Consider the following 23,329-nt stretch of genomic DNA (forward strand, 5'->3'; position numbering starts at 1 on the left):
GAAGGCGAATACCCGTCTCTCTTGCTGGTTCTTCGTATATCCACGATCCCTTCTATCCTGTTCATCCCTGTTAACCGGTCTTCAATCCGAATTTCCACTCCCTGGCATATTTACCCTGTATCGCCTCCACAGCCCGGTCGGGATTGGCGGACAGGTGCCGCAAAATGGCGAAGACGGATTCACCGGCCTGTGGCTTGTCGAGAGCTGCGGCGACTTCGTCGGCAGACAGGGAGTGCTTCTCCCGCGCCAGGGTGGCTACAACCTCGCTCTGCAGTGAGATGACCGCACCGGCAGCTTTCTTGCCGGCTTCGACACCGGGCTGGTGGTAGGCATTGATGTTGATCAGGCTGGCATAGAGGCCGACGCTGCGCTCGAACAGGGCGATCAGGACACCGATGGTCCTGGCGTCGATCGTGTCCACGGTAATCGTCATCGATTCGCGCCCTTTCTCGTACAAGGCAGTGCGTGTACCCTGCAGGAACCCGAACAGGTAGTCGCCGCTGGTGATTCCCTCCTCTACCTCGATCGAGGCCTCTTCCCGGTCCCGCAGAACTTCGATGAAGGTGACAAAGAAGTTTGCCACCCCTTCGCGCAGTTGCTGCACGTAGGCATGCTGATCGGTGGAGCCTTTGTTGCCGTAGACGCTCAGCCCCTGGCAGACCCGGTTGCCCTGCAGGTCGAGTTCCTTGCCGAGGGATTCCATGATCAGCTGCTGCAGATAGCGGGAGAAGAGCAGCAGGCGGTCCTTGTAGGGCAGCATGACCATGTCCTTGTCCCCTCTGCCGTTGGTGGCATGATGCCACATCAGCGCCATCAGGGCTGCCGGATTGCTCCGAGTTTCCTGCCTGCGGGTGATCTCGTCGCAAAGCCGGGCACCCTCCAGCAGAGCGGTGATATCGATACCCTGCAGCGCGGCAGGCAACAATCCCACGGCCGAGGTGACCGAGGTGCGGCCGCCGACCCAGTCCCACATCGGGAAACGCTCCAGCCATCCCCCAGAGCGGGCCAGGCTGTCGAGCTCGCTGCCCTCACCGGTCACAGCCACGGCGTGGCGCGCAAAATCAAGCCCAGCCTTGCGATAGGCGGCCTGTGCCTCCAGCATGCCGTTGCGGGTCTCCTTGGTGGAACCGCTCTTGGAGATGACGATCGTCAGCGTCCGTGCCAGGCTGGAGCCCAACTCGCCAAAGACGCGATCAATGCCGTCCGGATCGGTATTGTCAAGAAAACGGGGCTCCATCCGGTTGTTGCCGTTCGAGAGCGCATCAGCCACGAACTGGGGGCCGAGGGCCGAACCGCCGATTCCGACCACCAGCAGGCGGGAAAAGGACTGACCATCGGCAGCCGTGATGCGGCCGGCATGGACATCCTGGGCAAAGGTCCGTATCTTGCGTACGGTAGCCTCGATCTCTTCCCGGATGGAGGCGTCGGGCGCCAGGGAGGGATTTCTCAGCCAGTAGTGCCCCACCATGCGGTTTTCATCCGGGTTGGCAACGGCTCCCCCCTCGAGTGCCGCCATGTCGGCGAAGGCACGCTGCATGGCGGATTCCCTGTCGCCAAGAAAACCGTCGGAGAAATTAATTCTGCTGATATCGAGCGCAAGTCCGATGTCAGTGCAATCGCAAAGATATTCGTTGTAACGGTCCCATAGATCCGTTTTTCCCATCGGGCGCCTCCAGGGCATGGTGTTGTGTACCGTCATAGCTCCAGTCGCTGAATCGGTAAAAAAAAGGCGGGGTTGCCCCCGCCTTTGTGGTGAACCACAGCAGTTATTTCTTGATGTTGTAGAAGACGTCGTGTCCCTTGAAAAGGGCGCAGGTATCGAGCTCGTCCTCGATGCGCAGCAGCTGGTTGTACTTTGCGACGCGATCGGTGCGGCAGAGCGAACCTGTCTTGATCTGGCCGGCATTGACCGCCACTGCCAGGTCGGCCAGGGTGGTGTCCTCGGTTTCGCCCGAACGGTGGGAGATGACCGTGGTATATCCGGCACGTTTGGCCATTTCGATCGCCTCCAGGGTTTCGGTCAGAGTACCGATCTGATTCAGCTTGATCAGGATCGAATTGGCAATGCCCTGGGAGATGCCTTCCTTGAGGATTTTCGGGTTGGTGACAAACAGGTCGTCACCCACGATCTGAATGCGCTTGCCGAGACGTTCGGTGAGTTTCTTCCAGCCCTCCCAGTCGTTTTCCGCCATGCCGTCCTCGATCGAGACGATCGGGTACTTGTTGACCAGGTTCTCATAGAAGCTGACCATCTCGTCGGCGGTCTTGATTTTCTGGGCCTCGTTCTCCAGTGTATATTTACCGTCCTTGAACAGTTCGGACGAAGCCACATCCAGCGCCAGAACCACATCTTCTCCCGGCTTGTATCCGGCCTTGACAATGGCTTCCATGATCACTTCCAGGGCTTCCTCGTTGGATTTGAGGTCAGGGGCGAAACCGCCTTCGTCGCCCACGGCGGTGTTGTAGCCCTTGCCCTTGAGCACGCTCTTCAGGGCATGGAAGATCTCGGCACCGATGCGTAGCGCTTCGGCGAAACTTTTCGCACCGGCAGGCATGATCATGAACTCCTGGATGTCCACGTTGTTGTCGGCATGGGCGCCGCCATTGATGATGTTCATCATCGGCAGCGGCAGTTCCCGTGCGCCGGCTCCGCCGATGTACTTGTAGAGCGGCTGGCCTGCCTCGTCGGCGGCAGCCTTGGCCACGGCCAGGGATACCCCGAGGATGGCATTGGCACCGAGTTTGCTTTTATATTCGGTGCCGTCCATCTCCAGCATCTTCATGTCGATGCCGACCTGATCGTCGGCGTCCATGCCGATCAGCTCGTCGGCAATCACATTATTGACATTATCGACAGCCTTGAGAACTCCCTTGCCCAGATAGCGGGACTTGTCGCCATCGCGCAGCTCGAGCGCCTCGCGTTCGCCGGTGGATGCCCCGGAGGGAACGGCGGCCCGTCCGAAAGCTCCGGACTCGAGGAAAACCTCAACCTCGAGGGTCGGATTGCCGCGGGAATCGAGGATTTCTCTGGCATAGACATCTACAATTTCACTCATTACTGCCCCCTTGCATGGAATTATCTGGAGTGGTCCAAACCTGGAGTCACCGACCAAATCACTCTGTTGTATATCACAGAAATGGCAAAAAATCACCACGCCGATTAAAAATAATCAAGTAGATACGACGAATGAATGTCCCTGTATGTATGGGGATTGGAGTGATGAGCACCTGAGGCGGCAAGCTGGATGGATGGACGGACCCGAGGAGGCTGTTCTTTGCGAGATGTGCTGAGAAATATTGTTTATTGGTCTGCTCGGCTGTATAATCGATCCTGTTTAAGGTTTTGCATTAATATGTATATCATAAGTATTTGTAATATTGCTTGTTTATATATATAATCCACCGATTGAAGAAGTCCGATTTATCTTTGAAGCAGAGGATGTCGAATACATGATACCCAGAATACTGGTCGTCGATGATGAATTGAGCATGCGGGAATTTCTCTGCATATTGCTGGAGCGCGAAGGATATGAAGCCGTTGTGGCGCCGGATGCCGCAGAGGCGCTGTTGCTATTGGAAAACAACCTGTTCGACCTGATCATCTCGGATGTTCAGATGCCCGCCTTGAACGGCATCGAGCTCTTGGCCCGGGTCAAGGCCATGTCTCCCGATACGGCCGTATTGATGATGACCGCCTTCTCTGCTGCCGAGCAGGCGGTGGAGGCCATGAAACTGGGGGCTTACGATTACATTGCCAAGCCCTTCAAGGTCGAGGAAATCAAGGTCCTGATCCGGAATGCGCTGGAGAAGACCACTCTGAAGCGCGAGAATTTCGTTCTCAAGCAGACCGTTCTGCAGCGCGACAACTTTTGCGGCATCATCGGCTCCAGCCCCAGGATGAAGGAGATATTCGCCTTGACCCAGAAGGTGGCTCCCAGCAGCAGTTCGGTCATGATACAGGGAGAGAGCGGCACCGGTAAGGAACTGGTGGCCCGTGCCATCCATGACAGCAGTCCGCGCAGTGCCAAGCCTTTCGTGGCGGTCAACTGCGGAGCTATTCCCGAAACCCTGATGGAAAGCGAACTGTTCGGCCATAAAAAAGGGGCCTTTACCGGCGCGGTCAGCGACCGGCCCGGGCTGTTCGAACAGGCCCAGGGGGGCACGCTATTTCTGGACGAGATCGGCGAGCTGCCGCTGCTGATGCAAACCAAGCTGCTGCGGGTCCTCCAGGAACGGGAATTCAGGCGGGTAGGGGGGACCGAGGTGCAGAAGTCGGATGTCCGCATCCTGACCGCCTCGAATCGCGATTTGCAGGGACAGATCAAGGAGGGGGGCTTTCGCGAGGATCTGTTCTATCGCATCAATGTGGTGCAGATCTTCCTGCCCCCCTTACGGGAGCGGATCGAGGATATCCCGATCCTGGTGGATCATTTTTTCCACAAGTTCGCCGGTGCCGCCCCATCGGGAGACATTATCACCCCGGCAGCGCTCAAGGCGCTGATGAACTATCAATTTCCCGGGAATATCCGCGAACTGGAAAACATAATCGAGCGCAGCCTGATCCTCGATCCGTCCATTGTTGCCGAGGGAAACCTGCCGAAACAGGTATTCTCCGGCCAGGGTGCCGATGCCACTTCCGGGGTGGATATCCCGGCGGAAGGCATGCAACTGGAACCGCTTCTGGAAGATATCGAAAAGCAATACCTGCTGAAGGCGCTCGAAAAGACCGCCGGAGCCAAGAAAAAGGCGGCGGAGCTACTGGGCATGTCGTTCCGCTCCTTCCGCTACCGCCTCGCAAAATTCGGGCTGGATGCGGGCGAAGAGTGACAAAAACCGTCAGTGGGAGTGACGCTATTATGTACCAGATCACCGACAGGTTTTGTGAGACAGTGGTAGAGGGCTAACTATTTCAGGTACTTGAAATGTGGTCAGCGGTTGGTCTGCTTATTGCTCTAATAATCGAAGAAACTGTTTTAATGCAGTTGAAAAGGCTCTTCATGCAAGAGAAACCATTGAAAGGAGAAAGACATGCTTAACAAACTCAGGAACAAAAAAGGCTTCACCCTGATTGAGCTCTTGATCGTCGTTGCGATCATCGGCATCCTGGCCGCCGTGGCCATCCCGCAGTTCTCGGCTTACCGTCAAAAGGGGTATGACTCCGCCGCCCAAAGCGATCTGAGGAACCTCAAAACTCAGATGGAAGCATCCTACGCCGACAACAATGGCTATCCGGGTGGCCTGTAATTCCGTGTAGTGATTTTTTAGATGGTTTAAAAAAATATGAAAGGAGTTTCATTATGAAAAAAATTGCTGTTTTTACGGCGTTGAGTATGCTTGCGGCATCCTCGGCTTTCGCTTTGGAAATTACCTCAGCCGGTACCTCGATCGGCGGTGGTCTCTACAAACCTTCCAACGGCGTGAGCGTGAAAGTGTTTACCAACGGCACTGCCTCGGCTATGGACGGCACAGCCTACGCCGCTGGCTCCGCCAATGTGAAGGGTAAGAAGGAATACGCAACTAACAATACCGATCCCAAGCTCTATTCAAAAGATGCTGCCACTGCCGGTACTTCCTCCATAACCGTATCCACCTGGACAGCAGACAATTCTTGGACAGCCCAATAATTTAAAAGAGTTTGCAGGCTAACGAAAGGGGGCTTTTGAAGCCCCCTTTTTCATACAGAACCCAATGCCACCTAAGTCTCCATACCCAATTGCCACGTATCTCCAGTGCCTGTTCATTACCTTGGTGGTCCTGACGTTTTTCTCCCCCACCATATTTGCTGAGTTCAGCAATATTGATGACCTTGAGATGATCAATGGCATAAGGAGTATCAAACATTTCGATCTTGCATCGGTTCTTGTTCCCCGGGCGGATGGGGGCCTCTATTACCGTCCTGTCATACTCCTGAGTTTTCTCTTCGATCGCTTTGTATTCAATCTCAGCGCCCTTTTGATGCATCTGCACAATGTCTTGATCCACCTGGTAAACTCTCTACTGCTCTTCTTTATCTCCCGCCGCGTTTTAGGGAGGGAAGTGGCAGAAACATCGTTGTTGCCATTGGCTGTTACATTGCTGTTCGGGCTCCATCCTCTGTCAACAGAATCCGTCAATTGGGTCTCAGGCCGCACCGATCTGCTTTCCGGCTTTTTCCTGTTGTTGGCAACGCTTTGCCTGCTGTGTTACCGCGAGACAAGCTTCCGATTGCACGTATATGCTGCCATGCTGTGCATCGTATTGGCCACCCTAACGAAAGAGTTCGCCCTGGCGTTTCTTCCTGGCGCAGCGTTTGTGCTCGCCGCCCACGACTCTGCAGACAATAAGACCGGGGCGTTGCAGCGTAATGTCCGCCGGATAATTCTGACCACAGTGATCATAACTACGTCTGTCGCGGCACTGTTCTTTGCCTTGCGTCTGGTGGCGTTTTCTACCAACTCGTCCCGCATCGCTATGACGCTCAGGTTTATTCTGGTCGATCCGCTGCACACGGCCAAGGTTTTTATGGGTGCCTTCGCCTTTTACCTTAAAAAAATATTCATTCCCTGGCCGCTCAATTTTGCCATCGTCGAAATCGACCCACTATACGAGCTTCTTGCAATTCCGCTTCTGGTCATTTGCCTGTTTGTACTTATCAAGCGGAATATGGCATCGTCTCTCTTTCTGACGGGGGTGCTCCTCTTCACTCCATCCTTTGTGATCGCATTCAACCAGATCGCCTGGACTCCCTATGCCGAGCGCTATGCCTATCTATCAACGGCTTATGTTGTTCTAAGCGTGGCGTTATATAGTGTGAACCGGTGGGGGGAACAGCTCAAGCAACTCATGATTCCTGTCGTTGCCTTTCTGTTATGTATTGGGGGGGGAACGACCTTGGTAAGAAACATCACTTGGCAGACAAATTCTTCATTGATACATGATACGGTAGTAAAATCCCCCGATGTCGCAAACATTCGGCTTCTCTATGGTGCGCAACTTGCCGAGCGCGGGCAGTTAGATGAAGCGTTGAACCAGTTCGAACAGGGGAAACGCCTGCCTGGCTTGGGGTATGACGAGCGATTCGATCTGAACATTGCCGCAATCCTGCTGGAACGTCATCAGAGAGATGAGGCCATTGCACTGCTTGAGGAGGCCGTGAAACGATCGAAAGGGAGGTCCGAACGACCGATGCGGGAGCTGCTGACACTGCTGGACAAGAAATTGGTCAGGTCGCGGGATGTCATGGAGCGAGATATGCTTGGAAAGCGCATCATATTATTACGTAAGGATATCTACCGTCTTACCCATGATGCTACAGAATTTGATGGCATGCGCGATACGGCGCACCTCATTGGCGATACTGAGCTTGAACGCCGGTTTGCAAAGCTGTCTGAACGTTCGCCGAACAAACAACCATAATGTGGAGGTCTGGGCCGGATGATTGAAGTTATCAAAATCAGCCTCAAGGGTATTTTCCGCGACCGTATTTTTCATGGCATCATGGCATTGGCCGTGCTCTTCCTGTTCATCCCGTCTGCCGCCTCGCTCTCCATGCGCCAAGTGACGGAACTCTCCATCACCCTTTCGCTGTCGTTAATGTCTTTCATAATGCTACTTTTGGCCGTTTTTTTGGGGGCGACTTCCATCTGGAGGGACATCGAGCGACGCTACACCTTCAGTGTGCTGAGTCTGCCGATTAGCCGCAGTGCCTACTTCGTAGGACGATTCTGCAGCATTGCTCTATTTTTGCTGTTGACCGCGCTGATTCTGGGCTGTGCCACCTTTTTGGTGGTTACGGTTGCTTCGTCTATCTATCCTCCAACGAAACCTTTGTCGTGGTATGCCCTTGCTACGGGTGTCGTTTTCAGTTCGCTCAAGTACATTTTGTTGATTGCTGTCGCCATGCTACTGTCCACCATCAGCACTTCCTTTTTTCTGCCGGTATTCGGAACGCTCTGTGCCTATCTGGCAGGCTCTATCACTCAGCAGGTCTATGACTTCCTCCAGACACCTTCCGCGATGAAGGCGATTTCGCCGTTTGTGAAACAGGCTGCTTTGTTCTTTTACTACCTGCTACCGAACCTCAGTGCATTTGACTTTAAGGTTAACGCCATCTACTCCCTTCCGCTAAATGCCGGAGGACTGCTGGTAACGGTGCTCTATTTTGCCATCTACACAGCGGTTCTGTTGGCGGCAGGCGCGATCCTCCTGGGGCAGAGAGAGCTGAAATGAGCAATATGCTCCGCCCTTCAATTATCCTGCTGTTTGCACTGGCATGTTACGGGACCGTTCTGGGACCCTTCAGCACCTATATGAAACAAAAACCGGTGGAGGAGAAGCTGGGCTATGTGCCCAGTGCCCAACTGCTCCGTTATCTTAGCGCCGACCACGAGGAGTTTTTGGGGGCGTCGCTGGTCATGAAGGCAACCATGTACTTCGGGGGAATAGTTGAGAAGCAGCAGGCCAAGGTCATTGTTGCTCCCCCGGATTATCAGGGCATGTCACGTCTGCTCCATGGTGCCGTGCAGTTGGACCCCTACAACATGGATGCCTACTATTTTGCCCAGTCTTTTCTTACCTGGGATGCAAAACAGTACAAGCTTGCCAACGAGCTGCTGGATTACGGCATGAAATACCGCACCTGGGACTGGTATCTTCCCTTTTTCGCCGGTTTCAACAACGCCTATTTCCTGAAGGATTATGCCGCGGCAGCCAAATATTATAAACTTGCCGGAGAGCTTTCCGGCTCTGACCTGTCGAAGCTTCTGGCTGGCCGCTACATGCAGGAGTCCGGGCAGACCGAGCTTGCCATCGGCTATCTTGCGGCCATGGAAAAGGGGGAGAAGAACGAGGCCCTGAAACGGAATTATCAGGTGCGGCTGAACGCGTTCCGTGAGGTGCGCCGGATCGAACAGGCGCGGGACAAATTCAAGGAGATAAAGGGCAGGCGGCCGGCAACGATCGAACAATTGACGCAGGAAGGCTTTCTCGTTCCCCGGCCGGTTGATCCGTACGGCGGACAGTTCTACCTCGAACCAGACGGTAAGGTGGCGACCACCAGCAAGTTCGCCTTCGTAGGACAGAAAAAGGCAATCAACGAAAATCCCGGGGAATCAGATGAACGCCATTGAGATAAACGGACTTTGCAAGCAGTTCATTGCCAAACGCAGGGCCGAGGTCGATGCCCTGAAGGAGCTCTCTCTGTCCATGGAGGAAGGAGAAATTTTCGGCTTCCTCGGTCCCAACGGCGCCGGTAAAAGCACTACCATCAAGTGCCTGATGGGGCTGATCCGGCCGACTGCCGGCACCGCAACGGTCATGGGGGAGCGGATCGGAACCGTTGAATCCCGGCAAAAGGTGGGTTTCCTGCCGGAGAACCCGGCCTTTTACGATTACCTCTCGGCCGAGGAGTACCTCCGGTTTGTCGGCAGGACCTTCAAAATGCCTGAGGAGCTGCTGGCGCGCAGGATGGACGAAACGATCAGGCTGCTGGAGCTGTGGGATGCCCGCAAACGCCCCATGCGCGGCTACAGCAAAGGGATGGTGCAGCGGGTGGGGCTGGCCCAGACGCTGATCCATGATCCCGAAGTGTACATTCTGGATGAACCCATGAGCGGCCTGGATCCCCTCGGCCGTGCGCTGGTAAAAGAGATCATTCTTGACCTGAAAAAACGGGGCAAAAGCGTCTTTTTCAGCACGCACATCACCGATGACGTGGAGAAGGTGTGTGACCGGGTAGGGGTGATCGTTCAGGGGAGACTGATGGCTCTGGACAGCGTTGAAAACATCATGCGCAGCGGCATTGAGGGATACATCGTCCAAACAAGGGCTGACCGGGGAAATCACCAGGTATTGGCAGGATTTGAGCGTCTGCGGGGCAGCGACCTGTTTCTCGAATACCTCGTGCCGGCCTCGCAGTTCAACCGTTTTGTCGAGCTGACGGGACAGAATTCTGTGGAGATCACGCTGATAGAAACGAAGCGGAAGGATCTGGAAGCGTTCTTCCTGGAAATAGTGGAAAAAGAAAAAGGGAAGGCTTGAAGCGCCTTCCCTTTCCCTGCTTGAATCGAATTAACTCTCTATTCGCGGAAACAACGCCTCTGCCTTGGTAATGGTGCATCCTGCCTGCAAGCCACCCCACACCAGACCCGTCTTGTCGATCTCTCCCCCGCAGCCCAGACTCTGCAAGGCCTTTGCGGCTGTGCCGGGCATGAATGCCGAAACAAGGGTGTGCACGATCCGTTGTGACTCCAGCAGGCAGTACATGACCGTTGCCAGACGCCCCCGCTGTGCCGGGTCCTTGGCCAGGACCCAGGGGGCCGACTCGTCGATATACTTGTTGCCTGCCGAAACCACCTCCCAGATCGCCTGGAGCGCCTTGCTGAAGGCCAGATCGTCCAGGCAGCCGTTGACGGTAGTCAGCATCTCCTCGGTCTTCTGTTTCAGGGCAGTATCGATCTCCGTCAGGGCTTCCGGGGCAGGCAGGACACCATCGAAATACTTGACCGCCATGGCGGTGGAGCGGCTGAGCAGGTTGCCCAGATCGTTGGCCAGGTCGGAATTCAGCCTCTGCACCAGTGCAGTGTGGGAGAAGTCGCCGTCCAGGCCGAAGGGTACCTCGCGCAGCAGGAAGTACCTGACAACGTCCACACCGTACTTGTCGATCAGCATGTTCGGCTCGACCACGTTCTGCAGGCTCTTGCTCATCTTCTGCCCCTCGACAGTCCACCAGCCGTGGGCAAAGACCTTCTCCGGCAGGGGCAGACCGGCCGCCATCAGGAAGGTGGGCCAGTAGACTGCGTGAAAGCGCAGGATATCCTTGCCGATCAGATGCACATTTGCCGGCCAGAAACGCTCATATTCGGTGGTCTGGTTCGGATAACCCAGGGCGCTCATGTAGTTGGTCAGAGCATCGAACCAGACGTAGATCACGTGCTTCTCGTTGCCCGGCACCGGGATACCCCAGGTGAAGGTGGTACGCGATACCGACAGGTCGCGCAGCCCTTCCTTCACGAAGGAGATGATCTCGTTGCGTTTGCTTTTGGGCTGGATGAATTCGGGATTGGCCTCGATGTGCGCCAGCAGGGCTTCCTGATATTTGCTCATCCTGAAAAAGTACGATTCTTCCTTCAGCTTTTCCACCGGCCGGTTGCAGTCGGGACAGCGGTCTTCGATCAGCTGGGTTTCGGTCCAGAAGGTTTCGCAGGGGGTGCAGTACCAGTCCTCGTATTCCCCCAGGTAGATGTCCCCCTTCTCCATGATGTCAGAGAATATGTGCACCACCCCTTTTTTATGCCGCTCCTGGGTGGTCCTGATGAAATCGGTGTTGGAAATCTCCAGGCGCTCCCAGAGGGCCTGAAAGCGCTTTACTACCCGGTCCGCCAACTCCAGCGGAGTCTCGCCGGCAGTGGTGGCAGCCTTTTCCACCTTCTGCCCGTGCTCGTCGCTGCCAGTCAGAAAGTAGACGTCGAAACCCATCATCCGCTTGTAGCGGGCCAATACGTCTGCTGCCACGGTAGTATAGGCGTGGCCGATGTGGGGAACGTCGTTGACGTAGTAGATAGGCGTGGTGACGTAGAATGCAGGCTTCATGGTAAACTCCCGGGAAATAATATGGAATAAAGTGTAGTGTTATGGCTTCCGATTGGGGGTGCTGCCATCCGAAGGGGCTCCCCCGCCGCCGGGCTTGCGGTGCCCATGTTTGCGGGACCGTTTTTTCCGTCCCTGTTTGGGCTGTGTCTCGGCCGGTTGGGCAGCTCCTTCGGCAGGAGCGGCCGCTGCAGCCGGTTTCTGCTCTTCGCGCTGGACAGGCGCTGCCGCGGGGCGCTCCGTGCGGCGGTCACGCCCTTTTTGCTGGCCACGTCCGCCGGAAGCGGCTTCGCTGCGCTGGGGGGGAACATCGGCAGCCGCAGCCTCTCCGACGACCTCTCCCTTTTTGACGGTGACGAGTTTGCCGTCGTCCAGCTTGAGGGTGATAGTGCCGGTCAGTATGTTCATCTTGTCCACCACGCCGGCAACGGATTCGGTCCTGACCCGTTTTCCGCATTTGGGGAGGGTCTTGCGCAGGCAGCAATACGTCTCGTATTCGTAGTCCAGGCAGCAGAGCAGGCGCCCGCACTGGCCCGAGATCTTGTTCGGATTGAGCGCCAGGTTCTGTTCCTTGGCCATCTTCACCGAAACCGGCTGGAAATCCCGCAGCCATGAGCAACAGCACAACTCGCGGCCGCAGATGCCGATGCCGCCGACCATCTTGGACTCGTCCCGTACGCCGATCTGGCGCATTTCAATGCGGGTATGGAAGGTATGGGCCAAGTCCTTGACGAGATCCCTGAAATCGACCCGGCCATCGGCGGTAAAGTAAAAGATCGCCTTGCTGCCGTCGAAAAGATACTCCACCCGGACCAGCTTCATTTGCATGTTGCGTTCCATGATGCGTCTGTTGCAGAAGGCGTATGCCTCCTTTTCCTTGCGACTGTTCTGCTCGAGGAGACTGATGTCTTCCGGGGTGGCTATGCGTTTTATGCTGAGCAGGCCGGCAGCGTCTTCAACCGGGCGCTCCACCGGAGCGCCGACCACCGAGGCGATGCCGAGCCCTTTCTCGGTCTCCACGATCACCTTGTCGCGCGGAGCGATATCGAGATCACCGGCGTTGAAGTCGTACAGCTTGCCGGCAGCGGTGAATTGTATGGTAACTATGCGTGGCAATGATTCCTCCTTGGATTGGGCTGCAACCAGCCGAAAGCGGAATCCGGTCAGGCGGCAGTGGCCCCGGCCATTTTCATCATGAGATGATCCAGGGCGAGTTTGGCGTTGGCATTGCGCTGCACGGAGCGGCGTGTTGCCAGGATGTCGTCTGCAAGTTGCATGGTCTTCTTCAGTCCCATGCGGCCTGCAAGATTCTGCAGGGCCGGACGGACAGCGCTATTGGTGATCTCCTGCTGTCCGGCCGCTAGATAGATCATGTCCCTGGCAAAGGAAAGCAGCATGTCGAGCATCTCGAGGGTGCCTTCGCGGTTCCCGCTCAATTCCTCGGATGCGTCGAAGACCGTCGCTATCCGCTCAAGGGAGATGCCGCACAGGTGTTTCAGAACCAGTTCCCTCCGTGCGGTGAGCGCATCATTGTCGAACCCCTGTGCCCGCTGCATGCTCCCTTCGGCCAGCGGAGCCAGGAGCGAGGCCGAGGCGGCATCCATGCCCTGTTGTTCCAGCAGCAGCCTGACATGTTCCGGGGACAGCGGGGCGAAGCGTATCAACTGGCAGCGTGACCGGATGGTCGGCAGCAGCATGTCGGCATTTTCGGTCAACAGGATGATGATCGCGTTACCCGGAGGCTCTTCCAGGGTTTTCAAAAAAGAGTTGGCCGAACTGACGTTCATCCGGTCGGCCGGCTCCAGAATGCAGGCCTTGCGAGGAGCTTCATAGGGCCTCAGGGCCAGGTCGCGCTGCAGGTCCCGCAGTTGGGCGATACTGATGTCACGCTTGTCGGGTAACGGCTCGATCAGGTGAATGTCCGCGTGATTGCCGGCAGCTACCTTTCGGCAGGAAGGGCAGACACCGCAGGCATCGTCGTCAACCGCACCGCAAAACAGGGCCTGGATCAGGGCCAGGGCGGTCTTTCTGCGGCCGCAGCCGGACGGTCCTTCGAAGACATAGGCGTGGGAAGCTTTGCCGGTGCGGATGGCCCGGCGGAATATCTCCACAACCCTTTCATGTCCGACGATGTCAGCGAATGGCATGAGCGAGCACTTCCAGCTTGTTGCGTACCTGCCCGACGATTGATTCGGAAATGGCGGCGATGGTGCCGCTGCCGTCGATTTTCAGGACACGCGACGGTTCCAGGCGGGCCAGCTCCAGGTAACCGTTGCGGACCCGCCGGTGGAATTCCAGCGATTCCAGTTCGAATCGTTCCTCCCGGGGGCCGGCTGATGCCTCTATCCTCTGGCGGGCCCGTTCGAGACCGGTCTGCGGATCGCAGTCAATCAGCACTGTCAGGGCCGGAACCAGGGACTGGCAGGCCAGATCGTTGAGAAGGTCGATGGTTGTGCGATCGATGCCGCGCCCGGCGCTCTGGTAGGCGATAGTGGCGTCGGTAAAACGGTCGCACAGCACGATGCTGCCCTCGGCCAGGGCCGGCTTGATCACCAGGGAAACATGCTGTGCCCGTGCGGCGGCATACAGGAGGAGTTCGGCCAGAGGGAGCAGTTCACGGTTGTCGGCATCCAGCAGTATCGCGCGGATTTTATCGGCAATGGCGCAGCCTCCCGGCTCCCGCGTCATGACGACCCGGTACCCCAAGGATTCGAGGTATTCCCCCAGCAGCCTGATCTGAGTCGTCTTGCCACACCCTTCGATGCCTTCGAACGTGATGAAAAAGCCCACTGATAGCTCCGGATGGTTTTCTTTAAACGATTAATTATAGGGCAAGCAATGCTGGCTTGGCAACTGATTTCAGGTGCAACGCATCGGGGCAGAGAAACGCGATGCGAATGCCCCGGCGAGTTTAGATTGCCAAATTTTTGGGGCATGACTATAGTCGCACTCTTGGAGGTACATGATGGAGATCGACTTCGACAATCTCGAACAGCTCCTCGAACACAGATTCTCGGATCGCCGGCTGGCCAGCCAGGCGCTGACGCATCCCTCGTTCCAGCACGAACAGAGCGGAGCAGGGGAGGGAGACTATCAGCGCCTCGAATTTCTGGGGGACTCGGTCCTTGGCATGGTGCTGGCCGAAACGCTCTATCTGCGCCTGCCGGATCGCAGCGAGGGGGATCTTTCCCGCAGCAGGTCCAGGATGGCTGACCAGGACTCGCTGGCTTCCGTTGCCAGAGGGGCCGGAGTGGGGATGTTCATCCGGCTCGGGCGGGGCGAGGAACAGACCGCGGGGCGCGATAAGGACTCCATTCTGGCCGACGTACTCGAAGCGCTGATCGGAGCGGTTTATCTGGACGGCGGTCTGGAGGCGGCACGCCGGCTGGTTCTCCGCTTGTTCGGTGACCAGCTCGAAAAACCGGGCGATGCCCTGAAAATAAACGATGCCAAGAGCGAACTCCAGGAAGTGCTGTCTGCCCGGCAGTTGCCGGCGCCATGTTATCGGTTGGTGGGTGAGTCCGGTCCCCCCCATTGCCGCCAATTCCGTTTCCAGGTGTGGCTGGGTGAATCCGTTGCAGGGGAAGGAAGCGGCCGGTCCAAGAAGGCGGCCCAGCAGGCCGCGGCTGTCCAGGCATTGGAGAAGCTGCTGACGCCGGACAATGGGCAAGCATGAGCAGGATCACGGTTCCTTTTTTCATCAGCCATCAGGGATGTCGGCATGCCTGTGTTTTCTGCGATCAGAGGACCATTTCCGGCAGTCAGGGAGCTCTTCCGAACCGCGATGAAATGCTGTGCCGGATAGCAGCCTGGCGCTGTTCCGGGGGAGACCGGCCGCTGGAGGTCGCCTTTTTCGGCGGTTCATTTTCCGCGCTGGACCGTGCCGACCAGTGGCGCCTGCTGGAGCCTCTGCAGTCGCTGATCGAAAACGGTGCTGTTAGCGGGGTCAGGATCTCCACCCGCCCCGATGCGGTCGACGCCGAAACCGTTGTTTGGCTGGCCGAACGGGGGGTCACGACCATTGAGCTGGGTGTCCAGTCCATGGATGACGGGGTGCTTGAGGCTGCCGGCCGCGGTCATCGGGCGGAAGCTTCCGAGGCTGCTATCCGCTGCGTCAGGGCCGGTGGACTCGCTGCTGGGGCGCAGCTCATGCCGGGGTTGCCGGGGGACACCCCCGCACTGGCGCTGAGTTCGCTGGAAAAGGTAATGGCAGCCGGTGCCGGCTTTGTCCGTCTGTATCCGGTGGTGGTGCTGAAAGGAACGGAACTGGCCCGCCGCTATCTGGCCGGAGAGTATCGTCCCCTCAGTGCCAGCGAAGGGATAAGCTGCTGCAAAGTGCTGCTCTGGACAGCCATGAAACGCGGAATCGAGATAATCAGGATCGGGCTGCAGGCCGATCAGGGGCTGAATGCCGAGACCGTGCTGGCCGGCTGCTGGCATCCTGCCCTGGGGCAGTTGGTGCGCTCCGAGCTTTACTTCGATCTACTGGTCCGATTGGCGTCCGGTCTGGACCGCAGCCAGCCGATCACGGTGAAATGCCACCCTTCGCGAGTGTCGGACGTGATCGGTCAAGGGCGGTCGAACGTGATCCGGCTACGGCAGCAGGGACTCGACGTCCGCACCGTTCTGCCCGAACCGGCTTTGACTCCGCCTGAAATCGAACTTTTGAGTAAACAACCCAAGAAAGGTTCCCTACTGCATGATTTGGTCTATTGATTACGAACGCGGGCCGCGGGAGGCAAACCATGCCTGAACTGCCCGAGGTGGAGAGTACCGCCCAGGCTCTGCGGGAGAGCCGGCCCGGTCTGTCGGATCGCCGGATAGAGGAGGTGCAGGTTCTGTGGCCTGGAGTACTGCAGGATGTTTCTGTTCACGATTTCGAGCGGCGACTGCTGCATGCCCGGTTCACCTCCGTCGGCCGGCATGGCAAATACCTGCTCCTGGGGCTGCGGAGCAAGGAGGGAAACGACTCCTTTCTCGTCGTCCACCTGCGCATGACCGGCAGGCTTTACCTGGTTGCGGCTTCCGAGGCGATCGCACGCCATACCCGCCTTGCCATTCTGCTGGATCAGGATATGGCATTGCGTTTCGACGATCCGCGTAAATTTGGCAGGGTTTGGCTGGTGGAGAATGCCTCCGCTGTGGTGAGCGGACTGGGACCCGACGCCCTGACGGTCAGCTTCGATGACTTTGCCGCCAGGATGGAGGCCTGCCGGCGGCAGATCAAGCCGCTGCTGCTGGACCAGTCCGTCCTGGCAGGCATTGGCAACATCTATGCCGATGAGATCCTGTTTCGTGCCGGCCTGCACCCGCTCACTAACTCCGGAGAGCTTACCCGTGAACAGGTACGGCTTCTGTACGAGATGATCATCGCGGTACTGCAGGAAGCGGTGGCAGCCCAGGGGGCCAACATCGACGGCGTATTCAAGGCGGGACAGTTCGTGGTGAACGTTTACGGCCGGCACGGTTCGGAGTGCCGGATCTGCGGGAACAGGATCGTCAAGCTCAAGGTAGGGCAGCGCGGGACCCATATCTGCACCCACTGTCAGGGGCATGGCAAACCACGTTGACTTTAGGGCCAATGGTTGCTACATGGAAGTGGAAATTTCCGGAATAAACGCGCGATCATCATTCATCCTGCTGACAAGGAGGGGGCTATGAGGTTACGGATTCTGGGCAGCGCCGGTGCTGAACTTCCCGACTTCAGGCCTCCGGCCTTTCTGATCGACGAGCATCTGCTGCTGGATGCCGGGACGATCGGCTCGGTGCTGACCGAGGAAGATCAGTTGAAGCTTCGGAATATCTTCATCACCCATTCCCATCTCGACCATATCCGCGGTATCCCGGCGCTGGCGGACAACATCATCATCAGGAACCTCGATCGCACCGTCAACATTTTTAGCACCCAACCGGTCATTTCCGCCCTGCGCGACCACCTGTTCAATGGTGTCATCTGGCCTGATTTCACCAGGATTCCCACTCCTGAACATCCGGTGCTGTGCTTCAATATGATCGTTCCCGGGCAGGGCAATGATGTCGCGGGCTATTCGATCACTGCTGTAGAGGTGCACCATACCGTTCCGGCTGTCGGTTACATTGTTGCCAAGGATGGCGTTAGCTTGGCCTACACTGGCGATACTGGTCCGACCGACATTTTCTGGCGCCATGTTTCCGGTGCCGATGCCCTGATAGTCGAGGTATCCTTTCCGGACAACATGGAAGAGCTGGCCTTGCTGACACAGCACCTGACCTGCTCGTTGCTGCGCCGGGAACTGAAAAAGATCGGAACGCTGCCGCGCCGCGTACTGATTACGCATCCGAAACCCCAGTATTACGACACCATCAAGCGCGAGATCGAAAACCTGGGGATGCCGGAAATCGAGCTGCTCCACGACGGCGCGGTTTTCGACCTCTGATGTCCGCCTCCGGCCGGGGCGCCCGGCCGTCAACCGGTTGTTCAGGCGATCGCCATGATCCTGCCGCAGATTCACTCCTCTCCTGTTGGGATCGGAAGTTAGTTTTTTCAGCCTTGCTAAAATGGCTGATTGGCTGTAAAATTTGTAAGTTTTGAATGACTTGACGTGGAGGGATTGTAATGTTCAGTGAAGCGGGTAAGACAAAATTCCAGGTTGACCTCCGCCAGCACTTGCGCGACCAGAACATCAGCGGCAACCTCGTTCATCTGATCTGCGAGATTGCCGAGGCCAGCAAGTACGTGATCAATGCGGTGCGTACCGGTGATCTCGGTGTGGCCGGCACCTCGAATCTCTATGGTGAGGAACAGCTCGCGCTGGATGTTCTTTCCGACCGCATCATGCGCAAGCGTCTGCAGCACTCCGGAGTCGTCTGCAATATCGCCTCGGAGGAGATGGAGGAGATTTTCCAGGTTTCCAGCAACCCCCAGGGAATGTTTTCCGTAGCATACGATCCCCTCGACGGTTCATCGTTGGTGGACGTCAATCTCGCGGTTGGCACCATCGTCGGCATCTACCAGGGCTGCGACCTGCTCCAGCCCGGCCGCAAGATGGTCGGGGCCATGTATATTCTGTACGGACCGCGGGTTTCGCTGGTCTATTCGGTCGGCAAGGGGGTCTACGAATTCACCATGAACCAGCTGATGGAGTACACCCTGACCCGCGAGCAGATCCAGATGAGGCCTTCCGGCGATATCTACTCCCCCGGCGGGCTGCGCAAGAAGTATAGCGAACCCAATGAACTCTTCATTCGCTACTTGGAGGAGAAGGGTTCAAAGCTGCGGTATTCCGGCGGTTTTGTTCCCGATATCAATCAGATACTGATGAAGGGCAAGGGGCTTTTCATGTATCCGGCCCTGAATGACAGCCCCCATGGAAAGTTGCGGCTGCTGTTCGAACTCAATCCGATGGCATTTCTGCTGGAGCAGGCCGGCGGCATGGCAACCAACGGCGAAGTGCCGATACTCGACATCGTACCGAATGGCCTTGACCAGCGCTGTCCGATCTATATCGGTTGCCGGGAGGATGTGCAGAAGGCGGCTGAGTTCCTGAACGGTCATGGCTAGGCAACCAAAGGAACCGGGAATGGAAGAAAGAAACGAGATGGAGACGCCTGTCAGTCAGGCGCAGCGGCTTTGCAGCGAGATACAACTTTTTGATCTGTGCGAGCTTGAGCGGTGCGGCCATAAAAACGGAAGGTTCTGCACGGATACGAACCTACTGGCCAAATTCGAACGCATTTCGGAAGAGGAGACATACAGGATCGAACCCGGCCAGGAGCAATCCGACGACGATGATTGCAGCGGTGACTATGATGACGATTTTGATGCCAGCTGCGAAGGAGACGATGAGGACCGGTGGGAAGAGTGATGTGCTGACAACGGAAAGATACGGAAAAGGGGAGCGGATAATCCGCTCCCCTTTTTTTGTGCCCTGAAATTCTCCCTCAGGAAGTCCGGCTTGGATCAGTCGAACTTCTTGCCGGCGCATTCCTCCCAGCGCGAGCGAGGAACCGATAAAAAGAGTTCGGCGATTGCGGGATCGAACTGGCTGCCGCTGAATTTGCGGACCTCGCTGATAACGGCGTCGAAGGGAAGCGCCTGGCGGTAGGGACGATCGGACGTCATGGCATCCAGCGTGTCGACCAGTACGAAAATGCGGGATCCCAGCGGTATCTGTTCTCCCTTGAGCCCCTTGGGATAACCGGAGCCGTCGAAGCGTTCGTGGTGGCTGAGGATGATCTCCGCAGGTGTTTTCAAAAAGTCGATCTCGGAGAGAATGGCGTACCCGATCAGAGGGTGCCTGCGCATTTCGCGCCATTCATCTTCGTCCAGCTTGCCCGGTTTCAGCAGGATATTGTCGGAAATGCCTATTTTTCCGATATCGTGAAGCAGCGCTCCCTTGGCCAACTGCTCGAGCTCAATTCCGGAAATGCCGAGCATGGACCCCATCAGCTTGGAATAGTTCATGACCCGTTCGGAATGGGAGCCGACCTCCTTTTCGCGCGCATCGAGCGCCTTGACCAGGGCGGTCAGGGTGTTGTCATAGGCAAGGTGGAGATCATGCATCGTCTGCCGCAACTGTTCGGTCTGCTCTAATACCTTGAATTCCAGGCCGATCTGATAGTTTTTCTTTTCTATCGACAGGTTGCGCTTGTCGAGCATGTTTCTGACCGTCAAAATGACCCGGGTGATGTTGAACGGCTTGGAGATGTAGTCGTCCGCCCCAAGATGGATGCACTCCATCGCGGTATTCATATCTGACAGGCCGGTGATCATCAGTACGGCAATTTCGGAATCCACCTTCTTGAGGTCCCGGAGAAGTTCCACTCCGCTTCTTCCCGGCATCATGATATCCGAGATGACAAGATCGATATCCTTTTGGCCCAGGATGGAAAAGGCCTCGTCGACGTTTGCTGCCAGATGGCAGATATACCCTTCCTGAAAGAGTGCTGAAGCAAGCAGCTCCCTGATCATCTCTTCATCATCTACTATCAGGATCTGTTCGCGCATGGGCGGCTCCGTGAATTGGGGATCGATGAGTCGATCGTAAGGTGGCGTTCAGACTGAATGTTCGTTGTCGCAGCGGTCCTATCTTTAGCATTCAATTGACCTGTTTTCAAGTAGCTTTAGATGTGTTATACCGCTTCCAGTGCTGACCGGCACATGCGGCTGCAAGCCCTTTCCGCTCATTGATTCGGGAGGCGGTATGATTAGGCATTCGTGCGTCGTTCTGAGCCACAGTATCCTCGGTGCGGTGCTGTTCCATAGAGCCGCTGCTCGAATGCCGGCTGCATCGGCATCAGCAGGGGCATCGGACCGCGGTTGACATATGCTTCCGGAATGGCCGCTGCTCATTCCGTTCCTGGCCCTGACCGCCGGGCTCTGCACGAGCGATGCCTTCGGCATCCTGCTTCCTTTTGCCCCTGTGGCAGCATCATTGTGCTGCTTGGTACTATCCTGCTTTATCCGTTCCCGCCTGGCACTTGCCTCATGCACCTTCGTCTTCTTTTTCGCCTGCGGTTTGCATGCCCTGGTTCCCTACAACACGCCTGAACCGTCATCCGTTGCCATCCGTGAACATGCCTCCCGTTCCCCGGTAGTGGTCGAAGGGGTCATCAGCGATCGCCCGGTTGCAACAGCAACCGCCGGCAGTTTCGTAATGCGTACGGAGCGTGTTTTTCGGGATGGGCTGTCGCTTCCCGCCAGTGGCAACCTGATGGTCCGGATCGTGTCCGGTGAGACGGAACTGATGCGGGGCGACAGGGTCCGCCTGTCAACCGCGATTACGATACCACACCGTCTGGGGTTGCCGGGGGAGTTCGATTATCCCCGTTTCCTGGCTTTTCATGAAATTGCCGCTGTTGGCCGTGTTGCCACGCCTGAAGAAATCGTACTGATCCGTGGAGCTGAAGAGGATTCGCTGCTGCGCCGGATCGATCAGGCATCACGTCGTCTGGGTGATTTCATCCGCAGCTCCGTAACGGACAGCAGCGTTTCATCGATCCTGACCGCGCTGCTGACAGGAGACCAGAGACGGATCCCGCAGCCGTTGGCCGACGCCTACACGCGTGCCGGCGTCAATCATATACTCTCCATTTCGGGCTTTCATATCGGGATCATCGTCCTGTTCATGGTGCAGGTCTTCCTGTGGCTGGCCACCCGCTGGGAGATCCCGCCCCTGTACTGCAACCTGAGGCGTGCCGTGCTGTTGCTGACGCTGCCTGCCATGGTTGCGTACCTTCTGCTGACCGGCTCCGCACCTGCCACGGCCCGGGCGGTGGTCATGCTGGCGGTTTTTGCGCTGGCCCTGCATGTCGAACGGGAGTCGGATCCACTCAATGCATTGCTGATTGCGGCCATGCTGCTGGTAACGGCACATCCCCCCAGTGTGTTCGATATCTCGTTCCAGCTCTCGTTTCTGGCGCTGTGGGGCATCGTCCTTGCCCTTCCTCCGGTCATGGCCCGCCTGGACGGCATCAAGCCGGGCTGGCTGCGGGCCTTGATCCAGTTCGTGGCAGCCTCCTGCGCCGCGTGCGGTGCCACTGCGGTGCCGGTGCTGTTTACCTTCCACCAGGCCTCACTGAACGGTATCGTCTCCAATTTCCTGATCGTTCCGCTTCTGGGGTATGGCGCCGTATTGGGCGGTTTCTGCGCCCTGCCGCTCGTGCCGGTTTGCGCACCCGCTGCGGACCTGCTGTTGTGGCTGGCCGGAAAGCTGGTGCTGCTTTCCAACAGCCTGGTCCTGATGTTCGCCAAATTGCCGCTGCTGCATTTTTACGGCATCACGCGGCTGGACATGGTTCTGTTCCTGGCATGCATGTCCGTGATGAGCTTCCTGCACTCGGTGCGCGTCCGGCTGGTCGCGTGCTCATCTCTGATTTTCATGGCTGTCACGGGCCATATGCTGGCCCCCTCGCCGTACGATGGCCGCCTGCACGTCACCATGCTCAGCGTGGGGCAGGGGGAGGCACTGCTGATCCGTTTCCCCGACGGTGGCACCATGCTGATGGATGGAGGGGGGTATCTGCGCGACGACGGGCCTGACTTCGGAGAGCGTGCCCTGGTTCCGGCCCTCTTCAAGCTGGGGGTGACACGTATCGATCGCATGGTGATGAGCCACAGCCATCCCGATCACATCGGCGGCCTGGCTGCAGTGGTCGGTACGATGCCGGTGGGTGAATTCTGGGAAGCGGTCAGGGGAGGGGCCGGTGCTCAATATGAGCGATTGCGCGAGATCCTGGCCTCCCGGCAGGTGCCGCTGCGGCGTCTGGCTGCCGGCAATGAGGTCACCCTTCCGGGCCATGTTTCGATACAGGTCCTGTCGCCGCCGGCTTCTCTTCCGTCTTATACTCTCCAAGAGCCCGACGACCGGGACCTGAACGAGGATTCACTGGTACTCAGGCTTCGCTACCGCGCCGTCAGCATACTGTTGACCGGCGATGCCGGCTTCGCCGCAGAAGAAGGCATGCTCCGCAGCAATGCCGACCTGGCTGCCACGGTGCTGAAAGTGGGCCATCACGGCAGCCGTTTCTCCACCTCGGAAAGGTTTCTGAATCGGGTAGCCCCGGGCCTGGCACTGATCTCCGCCGGAAGGAACAACACTTTCGGGTTGCCTGCACCGCGAACGACCGAACTGCTTCGGAAGCGCGGTATCCCCACCTACCGCACCGACCGGGACGGCACCATCGAACTGGTCAGCGACGGAGCCGGCTGGCAGGTTGCCACGCCATACCGTCCGGATTGAGCATTCCCCTGGCAATGGAATCGTCGGATCCTTGGGAACCCCGT

Annotated in this window: 22 protein-coding genes; 14 read left to right on the forward strand and 8 right to left on the reverse strand. The window is 57.4% G+C overall.

Annotated features, from left to right (window positions below; translation table 11 throughout):
• Positions 1–70: 70 nt before the first annotated feature.
• Together GSVR_RS10440 and eno are read right to left on the reverse strand one after the other, a co-directional pair.
• Positions 71–1,663, reverse strand: coding sequence for a glucose-6-phosphate isomerase (locus GSVR_RS10440; RefSeq protein ID WP_173199483.1), 1,593 nt, complete (start codon positions 1,661–1,663; stop codon positions 71–73).
• 103 nt (positions 1,664–1,766) lie between these two features.
• Positions 1,767–3,056 (reverse strand): phosphopyruvate hydratase, encoded by a 1,290-nt coding sequence (gene eno, locus GSVR_RS10445; RefSeq protein ID WP_173199481.1) that lies wholly within the window; start codon positions 3,054–3,056, stop codon positions 1,767–1,769.
• A 394-nt stretch (positions 3,057–3,450) separates the two neighbouring features.
• Here eno and GSVR_RS10450 point away from each other — a divergent pair, with 394 nt between their 5' ends.
• The 3 genes from GSVR_RS10450 (at position 3,451) to GSVR_RS10460 (ending at position 5,624) form a co-directional block, all read left to right on the forward strand.
• Entirely contained in the window at positions 3,451–4,827 is a 1,377-nt protein-coding gene (locus GSVR_RS10450; protein ID WP_173199479.1) for a sigma-54 dependent transcriptional regulator, read from the forward strand.
• Between the two features lie 201 nt (positions 4,828–5,028).
• Positions 5,029–5,244 (forward strand): type IV pilin protein, encoded by a 216-nt coding sequence (locus GSVR_RS10455; RefSeq protein WP_173199477.1) that lies wholly within the window; start codon positions 5,029–5,031, stop codon positions 5,242–5,244.
• A 53-nt stretch (positions 5,245–5,297) separates the two neighbouring features.
• Positions 5,298–5,624 carry a hypothetical protein gene (locus GSVR_RS10460; protein ID WP_173199475.1) on the forward strand — a complete coding sequence of 109 codons (327 nt, stop codon included), beginning with the start codon at positions 5,298–5,300 and terminating at the stop codon, positions 5,622–5,624.
• 1 nt (position 5,625) lies between these two features.
• Here GSVR_RS10460 and GSVR_RS22055 read toward each other — a convergent pair whose 3' ends face one another.
• Positions 5,626–5,982 (reverse strand): hypothetical protein, encoded by a 357-nt coding sequence (locus GSVR_RS22055; protein ID WP_239077516.1) that lies wholly within the window; start codon positions 5,980–5,982, stop codon positions 5,626–5,628.
• Between the two features lie 54 nt (positions 5,983–6,036).
• Between GSVR_RS22055 and GSVR_RS10465 the strand changes: the two genes are divergently transcribed.
• From GSVR_RS10465 to GSVR_RS10480, 4 genes are read left to right on the forward strand one after another with little or no spacing between them, the layout of a single operon-like run.
• Positions 6,037–7,395, forward strand: coding sequence for a hypothetical protein (locus GSVR_RS10465; RefSeq protein ID WP_239077517.1), 1,359 nt, complete (start codon positions 6,037–6,039; stop codon positions 7,393–7,395).
• Positions 7,396–7,413: 18 nt separating this feature from the next.
• Complete coding sequence (locus GSVR_RS10470) at positions 7,414–8,208, forward strand: ABC transporter permease (RefSeq protein ID WP_173199472.1); 795 nt, start codon at positions 7,414–7,416, stop codon at positions 8,206–8,208.
• Positions 8,205–9,107 (forward strand): hypothetical protein, encoded by a 903-nt coding sequence (locus tag GSVR_RS10475; RefSeq protein ID WP_173199470.1) that lies wholly within the window; start codon positions 8,205–8,207, stop codon positions 9,105–9,107. Before GSVR_RS10470 ends, GSVR_RS10475 begins: the two co-directional genes overlap by 4 nt.
• Positions 9,094–10,017: an ABC transporter ATP-binding protein gene (locus GSVR_RS10480; protein ID WP_173199468.1), complete on the forward strand. Its 924-nt coding sequence runs from the start codon at positions 9,094–9,096 to the stop codon at positions 10,015–10,017. The genes GSVR_RS10475 and GSVR_RS10480 overlap by 14 nt, the downstream gene beginning before the upstream one ends.
• A gap of 30 nt (positions 10,018–10,047) precedes the next feature.
• Here the strand turns inward: GSVR_RS10480 and metG are convergent, their stop codons facing one another.
• The 4 genes from metG to tmk are packed head-to-tail and all read right to left on the reverse strand — an operon-like array spanning position 10,048 to position 14,355.
• A complete protein-coding gene (metG, locus tag GSVR_RS10485) occupies positions 10,048–11,568 on the reverse strand; it encodes a methionine--tRNA ligase (protein ID WP_173199466.1) in 1,521 nt (506 codons plus the stop codon).
• Positions 11,569–11,607: 39 nt separating this feature from the next.
• A complete protein-coding gene (locus tag GSVR_RS10490) occupies positions 11,608–12,681 on the reverse strand; it encodes a stage 0 sporulation family protein (protein ID WP_173199464.1) in 1,074 nt (357 codons plus the stop codon).
• 47 nt (positions 12,682–12,728) lie between these two features.
• Positions 12,729–13,712 (reverse strand): DNA polymerase III subunit delta', encoded by a 984-nt coding sequence (gene holB / locus GSVR_RS10495; RefSeq protein WP_173199462.1) that lies wholly within the window; start codon positions 13,710–13,712, stop codon positions 12,729–12,731.
• Complete coding sequence (tmk, locus tag GSVR_RS10500) at positions 13,699–14,355, reverse strand: dTMP kinase (RefSeq protein WP_173199460.1); 657 nt, start codon at positions 14,353–14,355, stop codon at positions 13,699–13,701. Before tmk ends, holB begins: the two co-directional genes overlap by 14 nt.
• Before the next feature lie 172 nt (positions 14,356–14,527).
• On the opposite strand from tmk, the gene rnc reads away from it, so the two are divergent.
• From rnc to GSVR_RS10530, 6 genes are all read left to right on the forward strand, one after another.
• Positions 14,528–15,241 carry a ribonuclease III gene (gene rnc / locus GSVR_RS10505; protein ID WP_173199458.1) on the forward strand — a complete coding sequence of 238 codons (714 nt, stop codon included), beginning with the start codon at positions 14,528–14,530 and terminating at the stop codon, positions 15,239–15,241.
• Entirely contained in the window at positions 15,238–16,281 is a 1,044-nt protein-coding gene (locus GSVR_RS10510; RefSeq protein ID WP_173199456.1) for an elongator complex protein 3, read from the forward strand. The genes rnc and GSVR_RS10510 overlap by 4 nt, the downstream gene beginning before the upstream one ends.
• Positions 16,282–16,310: 29 nt before the next feature.
• Positions 16,311–17,135 carry a DNA-formamidopyrimidine glycosylase gene (gene mutM, locus GSVR_RS10515; RefSeq protein WP_173199455.1) on the forward strand — a complete coding sequence of 275 codons (825 nt, stop codon included), beginning with the start codon at positions 16,311–16,313 and terminating at the stop codon, positions 17,133–17,135.
• An 87-nt stretch (positions 17,136–17,222) separates the two neighbouring features.
• A complete protein-coding gene (locus GSVR_RS10520; RefSeq protein ID WP_173199453.1) occupies positions 17,223–17,981 on the forward strand; it encodes a 3',5'-cyclic-nucleotide phosphodiesterase in 759 nt (252 codons plus the stop codon).
• Positions 17,982–18,160: 179 nt separating this feature from the next.
• Positions 18,161–19,105: a class 1 fructose-bisphosphatase gene (locus GSVR_RS10525; RefSeq protein ID WP_173199451.1), complete on the forward strand. Its 945-nt coding sequence runs from the start codon at positions 18,161–18,163 to the stop codon at positions 19,103–19,105.
• Between the two features lie 19 nt (positions 19,106–19,124).
• Complete coding sequence (locus GSVR_RS10530; RefSeq protein ID WP_239077518.1) at positions 19,125–19,409, forward strand: hypothetical protein; 285 nt, start codon at positions 19,125–19,127, stop codon at positions 19,407–19,409.
• A gap of 95 nt (positions 19,410–19,504) precedes the next feature.
• On the opposite strand, the gene GSVR_RS10535 is transcribed toward GSVR_RS10530, so the two are convergent.
• Positions 19,505–20,551: an HD-GYP domain-containing protein gene (locus tag GSVR_RS10535; RefSeq protein WP_173199449.1), complete on the reverse strand. Its 1,047-nt coding sequence runs from the start codon at positions 20,549–20,551 to the stop codon at positions 19,505–19,507.
• Between the two features lie 319 nt (positions 20,552–20,870).
• On the opposite strand from GSVR_RS10535, the gene GSVR_RS10540 reads away from it, so the two are divergent.
• A complete protein-coding gene (locus GSVR_RS10540) occupies positions 20,871–23,285 on the forward strand; it encodes a DNA internalization-related competence protein ComEC/Rec2 (protein ID WP_173199447.1) in 2,415 nt (804 codons plus the stop codon).
• Positions 23,286–23,329 lie beyond the last annotated feature (44 nt).

Origin of the sequence: Geobacter sp. SVR (assembly GCF_016865365.1) — a bacterium.
In the GTDB taxonomy this organism is placed as follows: Bacteria; Desulfobacterota; Desulfuromonadia; order Geobacterales; family Pseudopelobacteraceae; genus Pelotalea.